Origin of the sequence: Kribbella pratensis (assembly GCF_004366075.1) — a bacterium.
Taxonomy (GTDB): Bacteria; Actinomycetota; Actinomycetes; order Propionibacteriales; family Kribbellaceae; genus Kribbella; species Kribbella pratensis.
On the sequence record NZ_SODU01000001.1, the window covers coordinates 138,361 to 157,376 of the forward strand.

Genomic DNA, 19,016 nt, shown 5'->3' on the forward strand with positions numbered 1-19,016 from the left:
TCGGCGCGTGTCCTTGTGTCATCGACCGACGAGAGGAGAAACATGGAGCGCCGGCAGCCGGTGGTGACCGGGTCCGTGGTCCTGGGGGCGTTGACGTTCGTGGTTCCGGGCCTGTGGTCGTTCTTCTGGCCGGAGAGTTTTCACCGGCACATCGCGAGCTTCGACCCGTTCAACCTGCATCTGTTCCACGATCTCGGCGCGTTCCAGCTGGGAATCGGTGTCGCGTTGCTAGGTGCGCTCTGGACGAGAGATGCCCTGGTTGTCTCACTGCTCGGCGGTGCCACCGGGGCGGTCGTGCACTTCGTGTCCCATCTGCTGGATCGTGACCTTGGCGGGCGCTCCAGTGATCCGCTCACGCTGGGCATCCTGGCCGCGATCCTCCTCGTCGCTCTCGGGCTCCGCCTGCGAGCCGTGAGGCGAACCGCACGGCCGTAGGAGGCTGGTCAAGTCGGAGGATTTGCTGCAAGTACCGCATCAGCCCGCGTCGTTCACCAGCTCGATGAGCGTTTGTTTGGTGACCTCACCGAGCACCCGCGCGGCGACCTTGCCGTTCTTGTCGATGACCAGCGTGGTCGGGATCGCTGACGGTCTGATCTGCTTTCCGAAGCCGAGCAGCAGCTTCCCGCTGGGGTCGAAGAGGCTGGGATAGGTGAGGCCGAGCTCCGCTACGAACCTTCGCGGCGCCGGCTTGGTCAGTTCCCGCGTGTTCAGCCCGATGAACCGTACCGACGGACCGAGCTCCTTCGCCGCGGCGACCAGATCCGGGGCCTCTTTGCGGCACGGCGGGCACCACGAGCCCCACACGTTCAGTACGACGACTTTTCCGCGCTGATCGGACAGCGACCAGGTCTTGTCGTCAAGCGTCTTGCCGGACAGCGCCGGCGCTTGCTCGCGCTCGGCTGGCGCGAACACCGTCACGTTGCCAGTGCTACTCGCGAAGCCGGTATGGCCCGGCCGCGCTTGCGTCGCGTGCTGCCCGGACGAGCACCCCGTGACAGTGAGCATCGCACCGGCGAACACGACCAGCAAGCAACGCATCAAGCGCCTCCTGTGTTTGACCAAACCTGGACCTCCGATGGACCAGCGGAGTTGGTACTTCGGAACGCCGTTGCGGATCGAGAGCCCGTTGCTGCAGGCGGAGCAGTTCGGGGGCCAGCGCTGACACCGTTCGACGCCCAATCTTCGTGGGTCGGCGTTCACGGCGAATCTGCTGTTCGACTGGTGAACCGGCGCCTTTGCTGGGGCGGGAAGCTAGTCAGGTGCGGTTCGCCAGGTCGGTTGGTCCGTACCGAGTAGGCCTGGCGGAGTTTTCCAGTTGGTGGGTGCGCCGTCATAGCTGATGGGTGATTTGGCGTGGCACAGGGTGCCGAGTGGAGATTGTGTTTGCGTCAGCCATGGTTCCGCAGTGCCTGGCTCGACGGGGGAGGGAGCGGGGCCGGTGTGCCGTGGCAGTCTCATCAGCCAGGCGGCTGTAGTGGCGAGGGACAGGCGGAGTTGCCAGCCGGTGCCTGTGCTGAGGCGATCGGTGATGGCGCGGAGGGCAGCGGCTGCGAGGAGGTAGCCGGTGCTGTGGTCGAGCGCCTGGGCGGGCAGGGCTCCTGGTGGCGCGTCGTTGGCTGCCCGTTCCAGGAGGGAGATGCCGCTGGCCGCCTGTACCAGGCTGTCGAAGCCGCGGCGGCCGGACCATGGGCCGTCGAATCCCCATGCGGAGAGTTGCGCGACGATCAGGCTTGGTCGGCGGCGGGTCAGGTCGGGAGCCGACAGCCCGTACCGGTCGAGGGCTCCGGGGCGGTAACCGGTGACTACCAGGTCGGCGCTACACAGGAGGTTCTCGAAGGTCCTGCGATCGGCTCGGCGTCCCAGGTCGAGCGCGACGGAGCGCTTGCCGAAGCCGGAGTCGGCGTGCGCGTCCGGATCTTCCGGCAGGCTGGGCGAATCGATCCGCAGCACGTCCGCTCCGAGCAGTGCGAGGGTGCGTGTTGCCACCGGTCCGGCGATGACCCGCGTGAGGTCCAGTACGCGCACGCCATCGGCGGGTAGCGTGCTAGACGCAAGCGTCGTACGGCGTACGCTCTCGCCGGTCGCATGTCGCCGTACCAATGGCTGTGCGGCCGCCGCCCTGCCCTGTGGATGGGCGGCCCATTCGTCGGCGGTCCGTACGGCGACCGCCAGCCCGCCCGCGGCGAAGATGGTCTCTTCGGCTTGCTTCGCGGGTGTGCTGGCCAGAACGTCCGCGATTGCAGCAACCGTACGGTCGATGTCCTGCTGCTCCGTGACGCCGAGCGCTGACAGCAGCCGAGAGCGATGATGCGGGTAATGGCGTGCGTGCGCAACCAACCGTCCGCGGTGGGCCAGAATCGGGACAGTGGCGCGAATGAGGTCGTCGGGCGGCCGTCGATTCGGAGCAACCGCTCGCTGCGGAACGCAGCCGCTACCGCTCCCTCATGGACTCGCACCGCCGGCATCCGCTCGCCGGTGGAGCGGTGGCTGAGCAATTCGGCGGCGGCCAGCGAACAGGCAGCTACGCTCGCCCTGCCCAGCGACATGACCGGCAGCCGCGACGACAGCAGACCGTGCGGTCCGTCGTACGACACGAACCGCAGCAGCGACTCGGCACCGCCGAGCACCGCCCAAGCCTCCGCGACCGCCTCGCCATCCAGAGCCATGGGATTTGCTCCGCTCCGTCGCACTTCGATCATGCCCGTCGAAGCGAGTGTAGAGACCGCCCCGGACGAACCGAATCCGCCATTCGACGGGCCTCATTGGAGGTGCGCCACCTCGTCACGATGGCCACCGCGAGTCGGCGGCATTGTTGTCCAGAGCACCGACAGCCAGAGTCTCCAGAGTCCGCAGCTGGCCGTCGTCCGGTTCCACCTGAGCGCCTCTCGAGCCTGGATGGCCGGCCCGGTCATCTGACAGATTCGCCCGGCTGGCCTGCCGCCTAGCTTTGAGGCGCAGGCGTGGGCCGACGCGACCACATTCGCGGAGTCTGACGATCCATTGATCGCGACAATGTTGTGCGCCCGGCCGCCACGATCCAAGTAGTGCCGGACCGCGACCCGTCTTCAGTCGGGGTGGCACCGAATGGCACCTTACGCTGGAGATACCGCGTGACGAAACGTGTCGATACCTTCATCACCGACTCGGCGGACTGGGCGCAGGCCCTGGCCGATCTGAACACCGACCAACTGGTCGTGAACATGGGCCCGCAGCATCCGTCCACGCACGGCCCGATGCGTTTCACCCTGACCTTGGACGGCGAAACCATCACCGACGTCCGGCAGACGATCGGGTTCCTGCACACCGGCATCGAGAAGACCATGGAGTTCCGGTCCTGGACGCAGGGCGTCACGTTCTGCACCCGGATGGACTACCTGTCACCGTTCTTCAACGAGACGGCCTACTGCCTCGCGGTCGAGCGGCTGCTTGGGATCGAGGAGCAGGTTCCCGAGAAGGCCACTGTGATGCGGGTGCTGCTGATGGAGCTGAATCGGATCAGCAGCCACCTGGTTGCCGTCGGCAGCGGCGGGATGGATCTGGGCGCCATCACCGTGATGACGATCTCCATGCGCGAGCGGGAGAAGACGCTGGACCTGTTCGAGCTGATCACCGGCTCGCGGATGAACCATGGGTTCATCCGGCCGGGCGGTGTCGCGCAGGACCTCCCGCCGGGTGCGCTGGACAAGATCCGCGAGTACATCACCTGGATGAGCAAGCACCTGCCCGAGTACGCCGAGCTCTGCAACGCGAACCCGATCTTCAAGGCCCGGCTGCAGAACATCGGCTACCTCGACCTGGTCGGATGCATGGCCCTCGGCGTGTCTGGACCGATCCTGCGGTCCACCGGATATGGGCACGACCTGCGCAAAACCCAACCGTACTGCGGGTACGAAACCTACGACTTCGACGTGCAGACGTGGGACACGGCCGACGCGTACGGTCGGCACCGGATCCGGCTCAACGAGATGAGCCAGTCGCTGAAGATCGTCGAGCAGTGCGCCGACCGCCTGGCCGCGATGGACGGCCTGCCCGTGATGGTCGCCGACAAGAAGATCGGCTGGCCGAGCCAGCTCGCGATCGGCGCCGACGGGATGGGCAACTCGCTCGACCACATCAAGCACATCATGGGCGAGTCGATGGAAGCCCTGATCCATCACTTCAAGCTGGTCACCGAGGGCTTCCGGGTCCCGGCCGGCCAGGCCTACGTGCCGATCGAGTCGCCGCGCGGCGAGCTCGGCTGCCACTTGGTCTCCGACGGTGGCACCAAGCCCTACCGGGCGCACTTCCGCGACCCGTCCTTCAGCAACTGCCAAGCCGTGCCCGCCATGACCATCGGCAGCCAGGTCGCCGACTTCGTCGTAGTGCTCGCCAGCATCGACCCGATCTGCGGTGGCGTGGATCGCTGACCGGGGCCTGCTCCCGGAACCTCGGATCGGACTGGCCTCCGGTCGTTCGACGGATGCGGCAGCCTTCCGGTCGACCCTAGGGTGACACGGCGCCGACAAGTCTGCTGCCGCACCGGAGGAGAAGGAATGGATGCCAAGACCCTGCAGGCCTATGACAGTGCCGCTGAGGCTTTTGCTGACGATTGGGACAGTCAGCCCGCCGGTACCGATTTACAGGCTCTGGTACGGCGCTACTTCACGCCTGGTCCGACCGCCGACGTCGGCTGCGGTAGCGGTCGGGACGCTGCCTGGCTGACCGCGGACGGTTTCCCCACGATTGGTTTCGAGCCGTCGGAGGGACTACTTGTTGAGGCGAAACGCAGGCATCCGGATGTCACCTTCAGGTATGCAGCGCTACCTGAACTGAAAGGTGTTGCCGACGGCACCTTCACCAATGTGCTCTGCGAGACCGTGATCATGCATCTCGAGCCGTCCGCCGTCGCGAACTCGGTGCGACGCCTGGTGGAGATCCTGCAGCCCGGCGGTACGCTCTACCTCACCTGGCGAGTGACTGAAGGTTCGAACCAGCGTGACAATGCCGGCCGCCTGTACGCCGTGGTGGACCCCGATGTCGTCTGTGCCGCCCTGGACCGAGCGGAACTGCTGCTGGACGAAGAGTCGATCAGCAGCAGTTCCGGTAAGAAGATCCACCGCCTGATCGCACGTAAACACCAGCCTCACCGCTAATTCGTCAGCCGTTCCCTGTGCGACGGCTTGGGAAGTGATCGGCCAGGTCGCTGCGTAGTCTGGCTCGGCCGCGGTGGATCCGGCTCTGAACTGTGCCCAACTTGATGTTCAGGATGGTGGCAATCTGAAGATAGGGCAGGCCTTCGACATCGCGGAGCATGACGGGGTCACGCAGGCGTGGCGGAAGCCCGTTGAGCGCTGTCCGCAAGTCGTCGCCGAGCCTGCGGTTGTCGAAGATGTCGGCCGGGGACGGGTCGCTGCAGGCCAACGTGTCGTGAGCACCGTCGGGCAACGGTTCGAGTCTGATGCGATGCATGGAGTACAGCCGGTCGCGAAAGAGGTTGGTGGTGATACGGCACAGCCAGCCCTCGAAGTTGCCGGGCTTGTATGTATGCAGATAGCGGAAAGCCCGGAGGAACACGTCTTGAGTCAGATCGTCCGCGTCGTGAGGATTTCCTGTCAGCCGATAGGCTAAACGTCGCACGCTTCTGGAATGCGCTCTGTAGATGTCCTCCAATGGGGCGGAGAAGACTTCGTCATGCATCATTGCGCCCTCATCACCGTGGGCGCGAGGCACGCTGACCTGCTCGATCGGCACCTGCCCGACGCCCGGGATCGTAGATATTGTCGGCTATTGATTCATCATCGGCGGCCAATCGGACTGTATGCGTGCGTCGAGGCTGACGGCATCTGTCACACGACCGGCCCACGAGCGCGAGCAGCCGTCACACCGCTGATCAGTCCGTTGTCGTCCTTCAGGAGTTCGACCGACACGGCCGATCGCTGGGCGCCGCTACGCCGCCTATCGCAAGGAGAACCTGGCGGCCGTTGTCATCGCCTTGCTGCTGCGGAGGAGCAGTTGCATGAAGGCGAACGGCAGCTCGGCTGCGTAGTCGAGCGAGCGGTCTTGCCGATGCCTGGATCGCCGACGATGACCAGGGCTCCACTGCGTCGTGGGCGGCGCATCAAGTGATCGATTTCAGCGCGTTCCGCGGCTCGCCCGTACAGCGACCGCCGCTCATCCGCGACAGATCTATCTCCGTAAGGATCTGATCACTCCGCACATCAATCGCTGGATCGGCAGCCTGTTCGATCCAATCCATCGGAGCGAGACGATCACAGCACTCCTGCAGGCTGACGACTCAGCCGACCAGCTACGCGACCAGGTCCAACGACTGCGAGATCGCGCGGCCGCGGCCGAGACTGTTATGGAGAAGTTGCGCAAGGCATTGGATGCCGGTTGGGATCCGGTCGAGTTGCGGGCGCAGTACAACGCGGCGGCTGCGGAGAAGCACGCGGCCGAGGCGGCACTCGCCGCGGCGCCGAGTGAGAAGGGTCTGACCCGTGAGGAACTCGAGGCGCATGTCAACCAGCTCAGCGACGTCGCGCGGGCCTTGGACTCTGCCGAGCCGGAGGAGCTGAGTGAGCTCTACTCGTCGCTTCGACTGTCGCTGACGTATCACCACATCGATCAGACTGTCGACGTGGAGGTCGACCCGTTGACCGACCGTGTGGATAAGTACCGTGTCCGAGGAGGAACACGCACCTTAACCACACGCCTGGACCTGGAGCTCGACACCGATCCAGCTGCACGAAACCCGTAACACGGATGGCAGGTGCGTAAAGGTGTCTGTAAGAGGGCGCTTGGGCGATGCCACGGACCGGTCTGAACGACGTGGGTGAGGTTCGGTCGGCAGTTGCCGATGATTGGGCGGTTGCCCTCAGATCTAGCCGAACTCGCCGAGCCGCCGCGCAGCCTGCTCGATGCGGTGGACGACATCCGGGAGAACTTCGGCTGCATTCATAAGGTTGGATGCACTGCGGCCTAAGCTTTCGGCGCTGAAGATCTCGGCAGCCTCCGCCAGGGCCAGGGCACTCCGCCGGTCGGGGGAGATGTCGGGTGACGACAACAAATCCACGAGGTACCTCAGCTCACGGACGTTCTCCTCGGTGGCCTCTCCGGTCTTCTCGAGCCGCTCGGTAATCGATTCGAGGCGGTCGAGTGGGGGTTTCGCGAGCTTGGCGAGGAGGTCCATGAACTTGTCAGGATCCGAGATTGTGGCGCCGCTGAGTGCCGCGACCTCCGGGCCGTCGTGCGACTCCTTCCACTGCCGAAGGAGTTCTGACGGATAACGCTTCTCGTCGTCGTCGACCTCGTCATGGTGTGGATGACACAAAAGAAGGAGGTTGTAGAAGGAGTCGCGTACCGTAGCGGGAAGGTCAGGGCGGTAGCGTGCACCCCGCACTCCATAGATGTGCGCGACTTGCGCATTCTTTCGATACACGCCGGGGCGGACTTCGAATACGACCGGCATGGTGCAACCGGGTGCGTAGCAGCGGCCGCTACTCAAGGCCCAGAGCGCCGCCTCGGTGGCCGGATGAATCTTCTTGCGTTCGCCTGCGCCCTCGGCGCGATCCGGTGACATGTGGCCAGCTTGGCAGTCGGCGTAGCGGTTGGCTTGATGCTTCGGCGTGCCATGTGGATCGGACGCCTGGCGCCAGAACCAGTGCACAGATCGACTGGTGCCAGCGTCGGCATCACCCTCTTGAAGGAGTCGTCCGTGCTGGCAATATCCGATCTGTGGTGAGTGCGCGTCAATCCGAGATTGCGCAGTCTGAATGCAATTAATCGGTCAGACGATGCTTGGTGCGCAACGTTCCGCGCCGCTCTTTTGTCAGTTCAGTATTCACGATCGCTCGGCTTGTGCTCGTGCCTTGGAATGTATGTCGCGTGCCGCAGGGGCTGACGTTGGATCCGGTAGCGTCGCGATCGGTCTTCGTCGAAGGCTCCTCTGCGACCGCGGTGGAGCACGCATGAGCGGTGCAGATAGTCGGATATTCATATCGTGGCGGGAGTAGGTCAGTCATCTGCCGGCGGACCCGCCTGCGATCTTCTCCACGGCTTTGACGATGTGTGGAGCAAGCTTCAAGACGTACTCTCGGCGGTCGGTTGGTAGTGCCAATGCGAGGAGCGCGAGAACTCCGAAGAGGACGAGCAATACGGTCAGCGGAACAACGCCGACAAGTAACCGAGCCGCGCTGCCAGTGAGTGTCATCGGGAGCATTGGTTCTCCTGAAGCTGTGGGTCTGGCTGACCGTGAGCTGTTCGGAGCTCGGTGTCGCTCACCGGCGCCGAAGCGGTCTGAGGCTGCGCCTGCTGCAGGCTGAGGGCGCGACGCTTGCAGATGGACCGAGATCCATCTGTGCGTTCGATGCCGTGATGCATCGCTGATCTCTCGTGCATGAGCTCTCCTGGCGCGAGGGTTGATTAGGTGCCAACGGATTTGGCACCGGCATAGCGCGAACAGCTAGGCGGAGTCGCGTTGGGGCTACGTTTCTGACGATTGAGCCCGGACTTGCTCGGGGATTGCGCGCGACCTTGACCCAAGGTGTCGACACTGACTGTAACTCAGCCTTGGTGTTGCGCCAGGTGTCCTAGAGTCTAGAAGGCCTTGTAGGTAAGGAGAATCGCCACATTTGAATGATTCGGCCAGGGCTGAATATTGCTGACAGTAGTCGGCTCAGGTGGATGACTGACGATAAGACAAGCTCTTGTGGGGGCGCTCGTCAGACTGCTGACGACTGGATCTGTCGGCAGCCAGGTGTGCGCAACGCAGGCCGATGTGCTCCGGGCGGACGCCTGAGCCGGGAATCGGCGGAGCAGATGCGCGGCGCTTGAACGGACCGGAGCAGAAGCGGTGCACCGGTGCGGCACCGGTGCACCGGCAGGGAACCGACCGGAGCGGTCTCGGTGCACCGGAAGAGTATGGAGGGGTACTGCTACGCCGAATGGAGCGGATACAACAGACCGAGGTCGGACGTGGTCGCCGCGTGGCCGGACGCCGTGGCCGGGACTGCACCGGGTGGCCGAACGGGGCGGCTGCCGCGGGACCGACACGCGTGGCCGGACACGGCGGACGGGACCGGACGGGGCGGCCGGACAAGCTGAGCCCGGTTGGGGTGGTGGGGTGTGGCTGCCATGTGTCCGGACAGGTGGGCAGGACGGGGGCCGGGACCGGTGGCTGGACAGGGCGGGTGGCGTCGTGGACCACGATGGACAGGCGGAGGCTGCACTCGGGCAAGTCGGGGCGGCGCGGCGCTGGAGCGGATGAAGACAGTGGCGGGGCGGCACTGGTGCACCGTAGTGCTCCGGGATCGGTGCAGTGCAGTGGTGCGAGTCCGAGCGGCGAGACGAAACTTGCATCGGAGCGGTCCAGTGCACGTGGAGCGGAAGAGGGCGGGTCGGGCGTGAGGGGATGAGATCAACTCGGCTGGCTGATCGGAAGGGTGGTTGACGCCGAGGGGAAAGGTGGGCGACGGCGGGGCTGGGCGCGTCGCGTGACAGATGGCTGATGGCGAGTTCTCGGCTGTCTCAATGGAACTCTCCGTAGCCGGCGGTCTTCGTGCGATCTGAGACAACCGGCATTCTTCACATCTGTGTGACATGCGACACGTTCTGCGGGTCGCCAGCGGTTGACGAGCCGACTTGCTGCGTGGCGAGCAACTGGCAGTCGAACTGCCTGTTCGGCAGCGCCGACGGCGAACGACCAGAGATGCGTTGCCACCGCGCGACAGAAGCTGTATCGAGATGCAGGGCGGGATGACGACCTCTCGCTGCGGCATCTGCCGTCGCTGAACGGTTACTAGTCGGAGCTCTGGTACGCCGGGATGTAGTGGCGGGTCTCGGTCGAGCTGCCGATGGAGAGATAACGGCGCTCGATGACCTTGCGCTTGAACCCAGTCTTCGCTCCGAACGTTGTCCTGCTTCGGTCGTGCTGGCGAGGGTGACTGAGGAGAGACCGATCTCGATCGGCGGTAACAGGACTGCCTAGGTTTGGTCCATTTCGACGGTAGCGGTTGTCGGCGTACGTCTGGCGGTCTGGCGTCGGCTGGAGCTCTCGTGTTCTGAGGAGTTGCGAGCGCTCGTGCTCGATCCGGTGGTAGCGAGTGCGGCGCCCTCGACGGGGCTTCGATCGACAGGCCGCGGAGCGAGGTCCAGCCCCAGCTCCCGAGCGACAACGGCGAGAACCCGGTGCACTCGTGATCGGGCGCGTCCGGTCGAGTCCGGTGGGTGCCTACATCATGAGCTCCGCACTTGCTGGGTCATTCCGCCACCTCGTGAGCGAGTGGGTTTGCTTCGACTTCCTCTGCGGAGTCCCCACTCTCGAACTCATCCTTTCTCTCCGCGACCTCAGATACGGCTGGCTTTGGACTTTTCGAACCGTCGATGACGTCCGCCGGCTCGATCTCGGTCACAGCAGCTGGCACGCCGGACGGCGTTAGGGCGTCGGCTCTGCCGTCAGCGTCGTCGATGTCGCCGATTTCCATCCTTCCCTGGTCCCTGAGGCGTGGGAGGAGTGGCAGGGTCTGAAGTTCGGTTCGGAACAGCGGATAGTCCGTGATGCGCTTCAGCGGCTCAGCCGTGAGCTCATGGTCGCGACGGATCGTCGCGAGTCCGGCCCGAATCACATCACCGACCTCGGTGTCGTCAGTCGCTGCCTCGATTCGCCGTAGCGCGACAAGCGCGCGGTCTCGGATGCAGCCATCGGGGTAGGCGTCGATGAACTCGGCGATGAGTTGCTCGACTCTCCGGTCACGGCGCCGAGCGATCTCGGTTTCCCGCGCCGTGGCCAGGGTCTCGCTCAAAGTGGCGATCAGGGCCGCAAAGTTCGTGTCAAGCACGTCGACACCCTCTGGCGCTACCTCGTCGTTCGCGTGTTCGCCCAGGTAGGCGATTAGTTCTTTTGCGAATCCGGCCTTGCCGATCCCGGTGTCGAACGCCGCCTGAAAGGCGGACTCGATGGCGTCCCAGAGAGATGGTTTGTCTGACGTGACGCCCGCAAGGATCGCTTCGTTGGTCAGAACGTCTGCCTCTTCCTCGCTCAGGCCGAGCAAGTTTTTGGCGTAGCGCCGAGCCGCAATCCCAGCAAGGACAAGCGGTACGAGGTCTTCAGGTTCCTCGATGACGACACGTGGCTCAGCGACGGCTCCTGGGACTGCGTCTGCGAGCATCAGGATCAGGTCGTCTGGCACGGTGGGGCGACCCTTGGCGCCGCCCTTCTTGATTTGGCGCCGAGCTTCCTGGCCGGCGTTATCGCTGTCGAGCAGTACGGCGCAGGCTGGCTTGAACTGGTCGCGCCCACGAGCGAGGTACAGCATGTAAGGCATGTTCGAGCCGCCCGGTACGAGCGTCACCTCGTTCAGATCGAGAGTACGGCTGGGCGGGGCGCCGGCGAGGCGAAGTCGGCCATTCATCCCAGAAATGAGCACTTGGTCAGAGATGCCCTCCACAAACAGGTTGTCCCCACCGATGAAGGCCGTTTCCGCTACGAATGCCCCCAGCGACGTGCGCAGCGGCTCATAGTGATTGCGGGTGGCATCGGAGACTAGCCGAGTACCCTCGTCGCCGGATCCCTTGTCGACGACTCGGACGCGGTGTCCAGCGTTACGGTTGATCAGGAACGGTGAGTGGGTGACATAGACGACCTGATCCCTGCGTTCTGAGTCGTCGGGGTGCGCGTAGTGCTCAAGGATCCGCAGCAGGTCCTGCTGACCGACGGCGGACAGATACGCGTCGGGTTCGTCCATCAACAGCACTTCGGGTACGGCTGGCCGGTCATGCGACCACAGCTGGACGAAGTACGACAAGAAGTAGGTCAGGCCGCGGCTTCGTTCGCTGAACGAGTAGTCAGTTCCAGTGCGATCCCGAATCGTGAATACGAGCTCGTGCTCACGTGGCGAGACTCTCAAAGCGAAATCTTCGTCCTGGCTCCACCACCGCGAGATGTTGAGGTGTCTGGCGATGGACTGGTTCATCTGCTGTATGAGGGCGTTGACCAGGCCTTCGCGCTCCTCCGCAATCGCGTCCATCAGGTCGACGAACGAGCTCCGATCGATGCCGGCGAGCTTGGTCAGCAGATCCTGACCAAGCTGCCGCTGCTGGGCCACCAGTTCCCGGTCAGACTCGTCCTGGGAGGACCGGCGAGCTGCTTCGAGCAGGGAAAACAGACCGGCCACCCGCTCCTGGAGGAGTTCCAGACCTTTGACGCCAGAGAGGAAGTTCAGCAGCTCGAAGCGCTTGTTCCGTTCGTACGGAACAGGTGTACTCCCTGCTAGGGCTGCAAGTGGGACAGAGTCAGGCAGATCGACCTGAGTCTGCAGCTTGTGAGCCTTCGGCAGCAAGGCCTGCAGTTTCGCGGCCTGAGCCGGGTTCAGCTGTACGCGCTCCTCGTTTGCGTTGAGAACCTGCACGACTCCTTCACTCGGTCTCAGCATCAGGAGGTCGCCGTTGTTCTGAAGCGGGATCTGAAGTGCTGTGAGTTGAGTCTGTTCCTCGCTCGAGAGCGCAAACACAGCACCAACTTCAGGGTGGAGCCGCTTGTCCTTTTCGACGGAGAAGAGTGTTGAGTAGCGGCAGAAGTCGCGACGTGAGTGGTCCTCGCCCGACAGCACGATGTGGATGGCATCGAGGAGATGCGACTTCCCGGACTCGTTTGCACCGACGACGGCCGTGATGTCGCGTTCGAGGTCAACTCGGACATGCGGCAGCCATCCGTCTTCGGTGACTTGCCAATTCTTCTTTTTCGATGTTGGCGCGAACTTCAGTTCGTAGTCGTAGTTGAAGGACTTGTACCAGCGGACGAGTACCTCACGGATATGCATGTCGCATGCTCTCCCTTTCAACCTTGGGTCGCTCGTAGGACCATCTGAAGCAAAACACCAACCTCGGACAATCGGAATGGCGCTCGAGTCGTCGCCTCCGGCCAGGAGGGAGGTCTTCAGACCGGACGACTCCGAAGGCCTGTGACCGTCTAGGCTGGGCGAGCCGGTCGATCCAGCGCCGGAGGGATGCCTTGGGTCCGTCGATGGCACTGACGTTCACCGACGCCCTGCTACTGCGCAGACTGACGCGCTCGTCATGGAGCCGCCCATTCGGCTCTACGCCAGGCGGCTCCAGGCATCGGCCAGGAGTGGTTCGAGTTGGTAGTGGCCGTCCTTGGTTGGGGTGAAGACGCCGAGGGACATCAGGCAGGCGACGACGAGTTCCGGATCGGCGGTGACTTCGCCGGCGCCGGAGTGGAGGTCTGCCAAGTCGGCGCTGTCCTCGTCGAGCATCGTGACCAGGGCCGAGTAGGCGCGGGCCACCTCGTCGTCGGTTCGGATCCCCACCAGCCGGACGAGTTCCTCAGCACCGGCCTCGGTGGCCAGGTGCTCGGTCACGGACTCGATGGCCCGCAGCTCCCCGGCTTGGTCGGTGCTGCTGGTTGCGATCCGGTCGACGAGGAACGGCCAGCCGCCGGTCGCCGACATGACCTTGTCGAGGCGTCCCGCGGCGCCGAATCGCTCGTTGAGGATCGACCAGGCGCGCAAGGTCCTCGCGTCGTACCGTTGGAGCGCGACCGTTCCCAACGAAGGCTCCGAGGTTTGCTCGACCTCGCGCCAGAAGGGCATCTGGTGAGCGTTCGTGATGAGCACGACCGCGCGGGTGACCCCCGGCTTGTCCGGGGTCTGCTCGATCGAGGCACGCAGTGTGGTGGTGCAGACCTCCGGATTCCTGTTGGTCAGGTCGCAGATGATGACGCGGCGCTGGCCGGGGGTGCCGTCGATGAGGGCTGACTCAAATGCATTTCGGTTGCCGGTCGGCGGAACCGTGAAGCGGCCACCGATGTCGGCGGCTGCGCGGATTGCTGTCGCAGTGTCGGCGATGCCGGTCGCGTCCGACCCCATGACGACCCGGACCTGTGTCGAATAGTCGCCGAGCAGGTCGTCCAATTGGCTTGCCGTCACCGGCGAGGTCCGAGCGTCTTCCAGCTTCTCCCGGGTAGCGAGGGCCACGAAGTCCTCACGCAGTGACTCTGTCTCAGCTCCGAGCAGTTGGCTTTCGACGTCGGCCGTCGTACCGATCATGGTGAGTACGGCGGGTCCGCGCAGACGCCAACCGTGTCCGTCGGTGTTGCGGGCGAGGACTCCGAGCCCGACCATTTCGGACAGGTACGCACGGAACGCGGCGGTGTCGAGGTCGCTGAAGCCGTCGTCCCACCACTGCAGGCATTCTTCGAGCAGTTCGGTGTCGGTGAGGCGAGCCTCCAGGCCGGACTCGTGCGCGTTGCGGGCCATGACGTTCGCGATGACGTTGTACCGCGGGTCCAGGTTGAGGGTGTCGCGGAAGGCCGTCGAGATGTCCTCACGCAGTTCTTCGTGGCTCTCCACCGCGTCGATGTCTTCCCGCGTGATCCGGTACGGCAGCTCGACCGCATGCTCGCGGCGCTGTTTGTGCATTCGCTCGACGAGCCGGTGGCCGAACATCTGGAGAAGGAACGGCTGGTACGAGCACTTGGCCAGCACCCGATTGATCAGGTCCGGCTCCTCGAACTCGTAGCCCATCGCGGCCATCGGCTCGACGAGCAGGTTCAGTGCGGACTGCGGCCGCAGCGGACCGATGACGGTGGGTCGCTGGGCGAGATGGGAGAACGGTCCGTTGCTGGCGACCTTCGCGAATCGCTGGACCGAGTGCAGCCCGGCGAGCACGACCTTGGCGCGATACTTCGTGGCCGTCCCCAGATTGCGTAGCCGTGAGGTCTGAAAGAACGCCGGCTGATCGGCCTCGAAGAAGCGGTCGGACTCGTCGAGGAGGATCAGCAGGCGCCGCGAGGAATCCTGGTCCAGCCACTCGGTGACCCCGGCGACCACCCGCGCGTGCGCGTCCTTGGACCGGCCGCTGCCCTTCGCCGCGATGATCTCGCGCCCGATCAGAGCGTTGAGCAGGCCGTCCCACAACGTTTCGGCCCCCGTGGCCTGGCCGGTGCCGATGCGCAGGTCGTCCAGCGAGAGGTAGATCGCCACGCGTGTATCTGGTCCCGGGCTCGAGCGTTCGAACTCGGCCTCGGCGTCACGGAGCAGAGCAGACTTTCCCAGTCCGCGGCCGCCGTACACGATCTGTGTGCTGTCCTTGTCAATGACCTGGCGTTGCTCGTCTTTCCGGCCGTAGAACATTTCGGGTGCGACCAGCCCGCGCTTCTGGCGTACGTACGGATTGATGTGCGCGAACGGCAGCAGGATCATCATCGTCGCCTCGAGCAGCCGGTCTCCGCGTGCCGCGAGGTAGGCGAGCGCCGCATCGTCGAGAACGATGACGGGCGCCTGGGACGACGGTGTGAGCCGGGCGAGCTCCCGGCGTACGGCTGCGCTCATCGTGCCGAAGTACGCGACGATCACGGCGTCGCCGGCCGGATCCTGATCGACCCAGGACATCAAGGTGTCGGCTGACGGCTCACCCCAGGCCAGCAGGATGCGGCGTCGGTCCCCGGCGTTGGAGCCGAACGCCGGCACCATTGCCTTGCCGTTGACCGTCACCTCGCTGACGTCGACGAAGCGGCGATCGCGGGCTCGAGGTGCGTTCGGCTGCAGCACCTTCTTGGCCTCCAAGCCCGCGATCCGGAGAGCAGGAAGCAGATGGTCGCTCTCGCTGACCATGTAACGCTTCTCCGGCTGGGTCTTCCGCAGTGTGCGCCAACCGGCGAGCGCATCGGCGGCGCGAGTGGCCTGGTCGGAACTGAGGGAGGAGAAGTCCAGCGTGGGGCAGGAGCTGAAGGCGGTTCCCTCGCGAGCCACTCGGATCAGTTCGTCGGTGATGCCGTCCGGCAGCGCGTCGGGGATCTGAGGAAAGAACAGCCTCAGATCTTCGTGGGGTCTCGGCGACGGCAACTGCTGTTCATTTGTCTCCAGGAGGTAGATGAGCTCCTCCGCCGTTCCGAGGTCACCGCTGACGATGAAGCCGTTGATCCGTGCGAAGTCCTGATCTCCGACCCGCTGGTTGGTCTTGCGCGTCTGCTCGAGACGGTCGCGGAGAGCCTGAGCTGCCCGCTTGCGATAGTCCGGAAGGCTGCGGCTGATCCACTCGAGCGTGCTCCGGACCTGAGCGAGGTCGGTGCCCGGACGCTCGGAGTCGTCGAGCCTGGCGGTGAGTTCGGCGTCTTGTTCCTCGTCGATCTCGTTGTTGATGCGGGCCCTGCGAAGTTCTGCGGCGAGGGCGACGCGGTCCCGCTCGAGTTCGTCACGTGAGATCAGCTCGCGGCTGGACATGAGCGCGGCCGTCTCGTCGGAGACCCGCCCCGCCGGTCCAAGGGCAGAGAGCATTCCGATCCGGGCGGCATCAACCAGGTAGCGCGCTGCCGAATAGTTCTCGTCGCCGACGTGCAGGCGCACGGCGTCGTCCCAGCCTCGTTCCATCGCGGAAGCAACCTCGGCGGGCGTCAGGTCGGTCGGCAGCCGCACGTCGTCGGTGGCCACATCGACGTGTGCGCCGCGCACGTGGAGGAGATCGAGGCCGAGCACGCTGGCGGGTGAGAACTCTGCAGGATCGAGGTACGAACGCCCGTCGAGGAGGGAGAGCGTCTGCTCGAGCGACGCCCGCGCGCTGACGGCGGCCGCGGTGACCAGCGGGTCGTTGCTGTCTGCCTGTTTCCCGAGTGTGTCGAGCGCCGTCGGACCGCTGCTCAGGACAGCCTCGCGCATCTCAGCGACTTCGCTGGTCGACCATCTCGTCGCCTGGTCTCCAAGAGCGAGGGCGGAAGCGGCCTGATACCAGGCGATCAGTGGCTTGACTGCCGCGGTCGCGATACCGATGAGATCGTTGCGCACGGCACCTTGCAGGGCCTTGCTGCTGCCGCTGCGGATGCGTCGGTCCTGATTGTCGATGGCACGAGCGATCTCGTTGTGGTCGTTGAGCCTGGAGATGGTGGCGGTCACCACGTCCAGGCGATCGCGCTCATCCCGGGCGACGATCGTCAGTGCCGCGCCCAGGAGACCGTCAGATGCCAGCCAGCCGTTGACGATGTCGCTCGCGCGCTTGAACCGCAGGCGGCGAGGGTGCAGGAGGTCCTCGGCCTCAGCGCGCGCCTCGGCGAGGATCCGTTCGGTGTCCGTGACGTCGGTAAGAGCAGTCAGCGGGGGAGCCGTCACGAAGACGCCTTGGACGGCTCGCTTTCCGATCTGGCTTGCCATCTCCCCGAGTTGGTCGCCGAGATGGGGAGCGAGGTCGATCAGCAGGGCTCCGGCTGCGGGCTCCCCGGTCACGAGTGCGGCGCGAATCAATGCGGGTGCCGCCAGCAGCAAGGACGTCGTACCGGCTGAGAGAACGCTTGAGTCCAGATCGGCGAGGTGATGGCGCAGGGCAGATGCCACCTCGCCGTGGGGATTGCGAACAGCGGCGCTGAGAGCGCTCGTCTGTAGGAGGACGGGATCGACAGGAGCGGCGGCGGCCTGAGCGGCGAATGCTCCGGCCAATGCGTGCCGACCCTCTGCGATCAGCGTGGCGACTGAGGTGGTCAGGGGTTGGTCTTCAGAAGCCGCCGACGGAGCGGGGACTGGCTCCGCCTCGAACGGCACCTCGGACGCCGTCGCGGGTGCCGGCTCGGCACCGGCGGTAGTCGTCTCCTCCGCGGGAACCTCGTCCGTGGGAACCTCATCCGCGGAACCCGCGCCCGTGGAAGCCTCGTCCGTGGAAACGTCGGCGGTCGAAACGGTGTCAACGGGATCGTCGTCGGTGGGGACGTCGTCTGTGCCGGCGGTCGGCGTGGCCCCAAGTGTGCTCGCGAGTACGGCGATCAGGGCGAGGTGTGGTGCTCCGGCGATGACTCGGCTCTGTGCCGCTACGAGTTCCGCCGGCTCGAGTGTTCCGGTCGCGATGCCGGCGATCTCGGCGATCGCGGTCGCCTCGGTACGGTCCTCGTCCGACCAGTCAGTGGAGTCGAGCAGTTGCGCGGCTCGCTCCATGCTCTGGTCGACCGCGGCGACTACCGCCGTGTCACCCGCTGGAAAGTGCAGGCCGCCGAGCACCGAGAGGGCGGCACGGATCGGCGCCTCGTCCTCTCGTCGGGTGGACGTTTCGAGTGCCTCGCGAAGGCCCGACAAGCTCCGGTCCGTCGGGCTCACGCCGGTGGACCGTATGTGGTTCTCCACTCTCTCGAAGTCCACCGCGACGCTATCGAGGATGGCCAGCGTCTCGGCGGCAGGCGGTCGTCCGGATTCGAGAGCCCTGGACAGAGCGCGAGCGGCCGAGGCAGCGTTGTCGAGCGACTCGTCGAGCCCTGCCAGCATCGCTTCCAGGTCGATGTCGGCCGGCTCGGTCGACTGCTCCGGCTCATCGCCTGGATCGGTCTGGTCCGTGTCTTCTTCCTGATCGATCGCCTCGGCAACCGTGGGTGCTGCTTCGCCGATCGGATCGAAGCCCTCGGTGCCGTCGGCCACTGCTTGGGCGGCGGCGGCCACCGCCTCGAGTTGGTCTGGGGTCGCGCCGGGCAACGGGTACCAGGGCTGGCTCGCGGCCCACACCACGACGCGTGCTCCGATGGCACTGCTCGTGACACCGGCCCAGAGCGCCAACCGGAGAACGTGCGGGTCTGCCTTGTCGAGCTTCTCCTGGGCCCGATCCGTCCCGGTTTCCGGCCCGAGGGCCATCGTGAGCATCGCCACGTAGAGCCCGGCCACCAGTCGCTCGGCCGAGCGACGACGCTCGTGCTGGGAGATCCGCCGCAGCCGGTTGGCTGCGTCCGCCGCCATCGCCGTGGCGACCTTGCGCGGCTGAATGTTCAGACCCAACGGTCGCAGGGCAGCACCGCGAGCGGGTGGGTCGAGAGTTTCGAGCAAGCCCTTGACGTCGGCCGGTGTCAGCTCGGCGACGGACGACGTGACGGGGTCGGGCAACTCCTCGAACGCAGTGGAGAGGTTCTTGAACAGCTGATCGCGATCCTCGTCCGATCCGAAGGCGAACTGCGATTCCGGTCGGGGCGAGTACCCGAATCCGTCCGCGCCGAACGCGCAGTTCTGGTGCGAGTGGCTACGTGCCATGAAGCAATTCCCCCAAGGTTGTGTCGAGTGTGTGTG

At 65.1% G+C, this 19,016-nt stretch carries 10 protein-coding genes; 4 read left to right on the forward strand and 6 right to left on the reverse strand.

What is annotated here, in order from left to right:
- The first annotated feature begins 42 nt into the window (after positions 1 to 42).
- Complete coding sequence (locus tag EV137_RS00675; RefSeq protein ID WP_134125784.1) at positions 43 to 435, forward strand: hypothetical protein; 393 nt, start codon at positions 43 to 45, stop codon at positions 433 to 435.
- Positions 436 to 474: 39 nt separating this feature from the next.
- Here the strand turns inward: EV137_RS00675 and EV137_RS00680 are convergent, their stop codons facing one another.
- Positions 475 to 1,038 (reverse strand): TlpA family protein disulfide reductase, encoded by a 564-nt coding sequence (locus EV137_RS00680; RefSeq protein ID WP_134125786.1) that lies wholly within the window; start codon positions 1,036 to 1,038, stop codon positions 475 to 477.
- A gap of 213 nt (positions 1,039 to 1,251) precedes the next feature.
- A complete protein-coding gene (locus tag EV137_RS00685; RefSeq protein WP_202870782.1) occupies positions 1,252 to 2,337 on the reverse strand; it encodes a CoA transferase in 1,086 nt (361 codons plus the stop codon).
- 797 nt (positions 2,338 to 3,134) lie between these two features.
- Here EV137_RS00685 and EV137_RS00690 point away from each other — a divergent pair.
- On the forward strand, positions 3,135 to 4,406 hold the full coding sequence (locus EV137_RS00690) for an NADH-quinone oxidoreductase subunit D (RefSeq protein ID WP_238175307.1): 1,272 nt from the start codon (positions 3,135 to 3,137) through the stop codon (positions 4,404 to 4,406).
- 126 nt (positions 4,407 to 4,532) lie between these two features.
- Complete coding sequence (locus tag EV137_RS00695) at positions 4,533 to 5,132, forward strand: class I SAM-dependent methyltransferase (RefSeq protein WP_134125788.1); 600 nt, start codon at positions 4,533 to 4,535, stop codon at positions 5,130 to 5,132.
- Between the two features lie 4 nt (positions 5,133 to 5,136).
- Here the strand turns inward: EV137_RS00695 and EV137_RS00700 are convergent, their stop codons facing one another.
- Positions 5,137 to 5,730 carry a sigma-70 family RNA polymerase sigma factor gene (locus EV137_RS00700; protein WP_238175009.1) on the reverse strand — a complete coding sequence of 198 codons (594 nt, stop codon included), beginning with the start codon at positions 5,728 to 5,730 and terminating at the stop codon, positions 5,137 to 5,139.
- A 610-nt stretch (positions 5,731 to 6,340) separates the two neighbouring features.
- On the opposite strand from EV137_RS00700, the gene EV137_RS40365 reads away from it, so the two are divergent.
- Positions 6,341 to 6,736 carry a hypothetical protein gene (locus tag EV137_RS40365; protein WP_166679744.1) on the forward strand — a complete coding sequence of 132 codons (396 nt, stop codon included), beginning with the start codon at positions 6,341 to 6,343 and terminating at the stop codon, positions 6,734 to 6,736.
- A gap of 123 nt (positions 6,737 to 6,859) precedes the next feature.
- On the opposite strand, the gene EV137_RS00710 is transcribed toward EV137_RS40365, so the two are convergent.
- The 3 genes from EV137_RS00710 to EV137_RS00720 all read right to left on the reverse strand — a co-directional run bounded on the left by EV137_RS00710 (position 6,860) and on the right by EV137_RS00720 (position 18,980).
- A complete protein-coding gene (locus EV137_RS00710) occupies positions 6,860 to 7,645 on the reverse strand; it encodes a hypothetical protein (RefSeq protein WP_134125790.1) in 786 nt (261 codons plus the stop codon).
- 2,590 nt (positions 7,646 to 10,235) lie between these two features.
- Positions 10,236 to 12,794 (reverse strand): AAA family ATPase, encoded by a 2,559-nt coding sequence (locus tag EV137_RS00715; RefSeq protein ID WP_134125792.1) that lies wholly within the window; start codon positions 12,792 to 12,794, stop codon positions 10,236 to 10,238.
- A gap of 276 nt (positions 12,795 to 13,070) precedes the next feature.
- The gene (locus EV137_RS00720; RefSeq protein ID WP_134125794.1) at positions 13,071 to 18,980 is read right to left on the reverse strand and encodes an nSTAND1 domain-containing NTPase; all 5,910 of its coding nucleotides are present in this window, start codon (positions 18,978 to 18,980) and stop codon (positions 13,071 to 13,073) included.
- Positions 18,981 to 19,016: the final 36 nt, after the last annotated feature.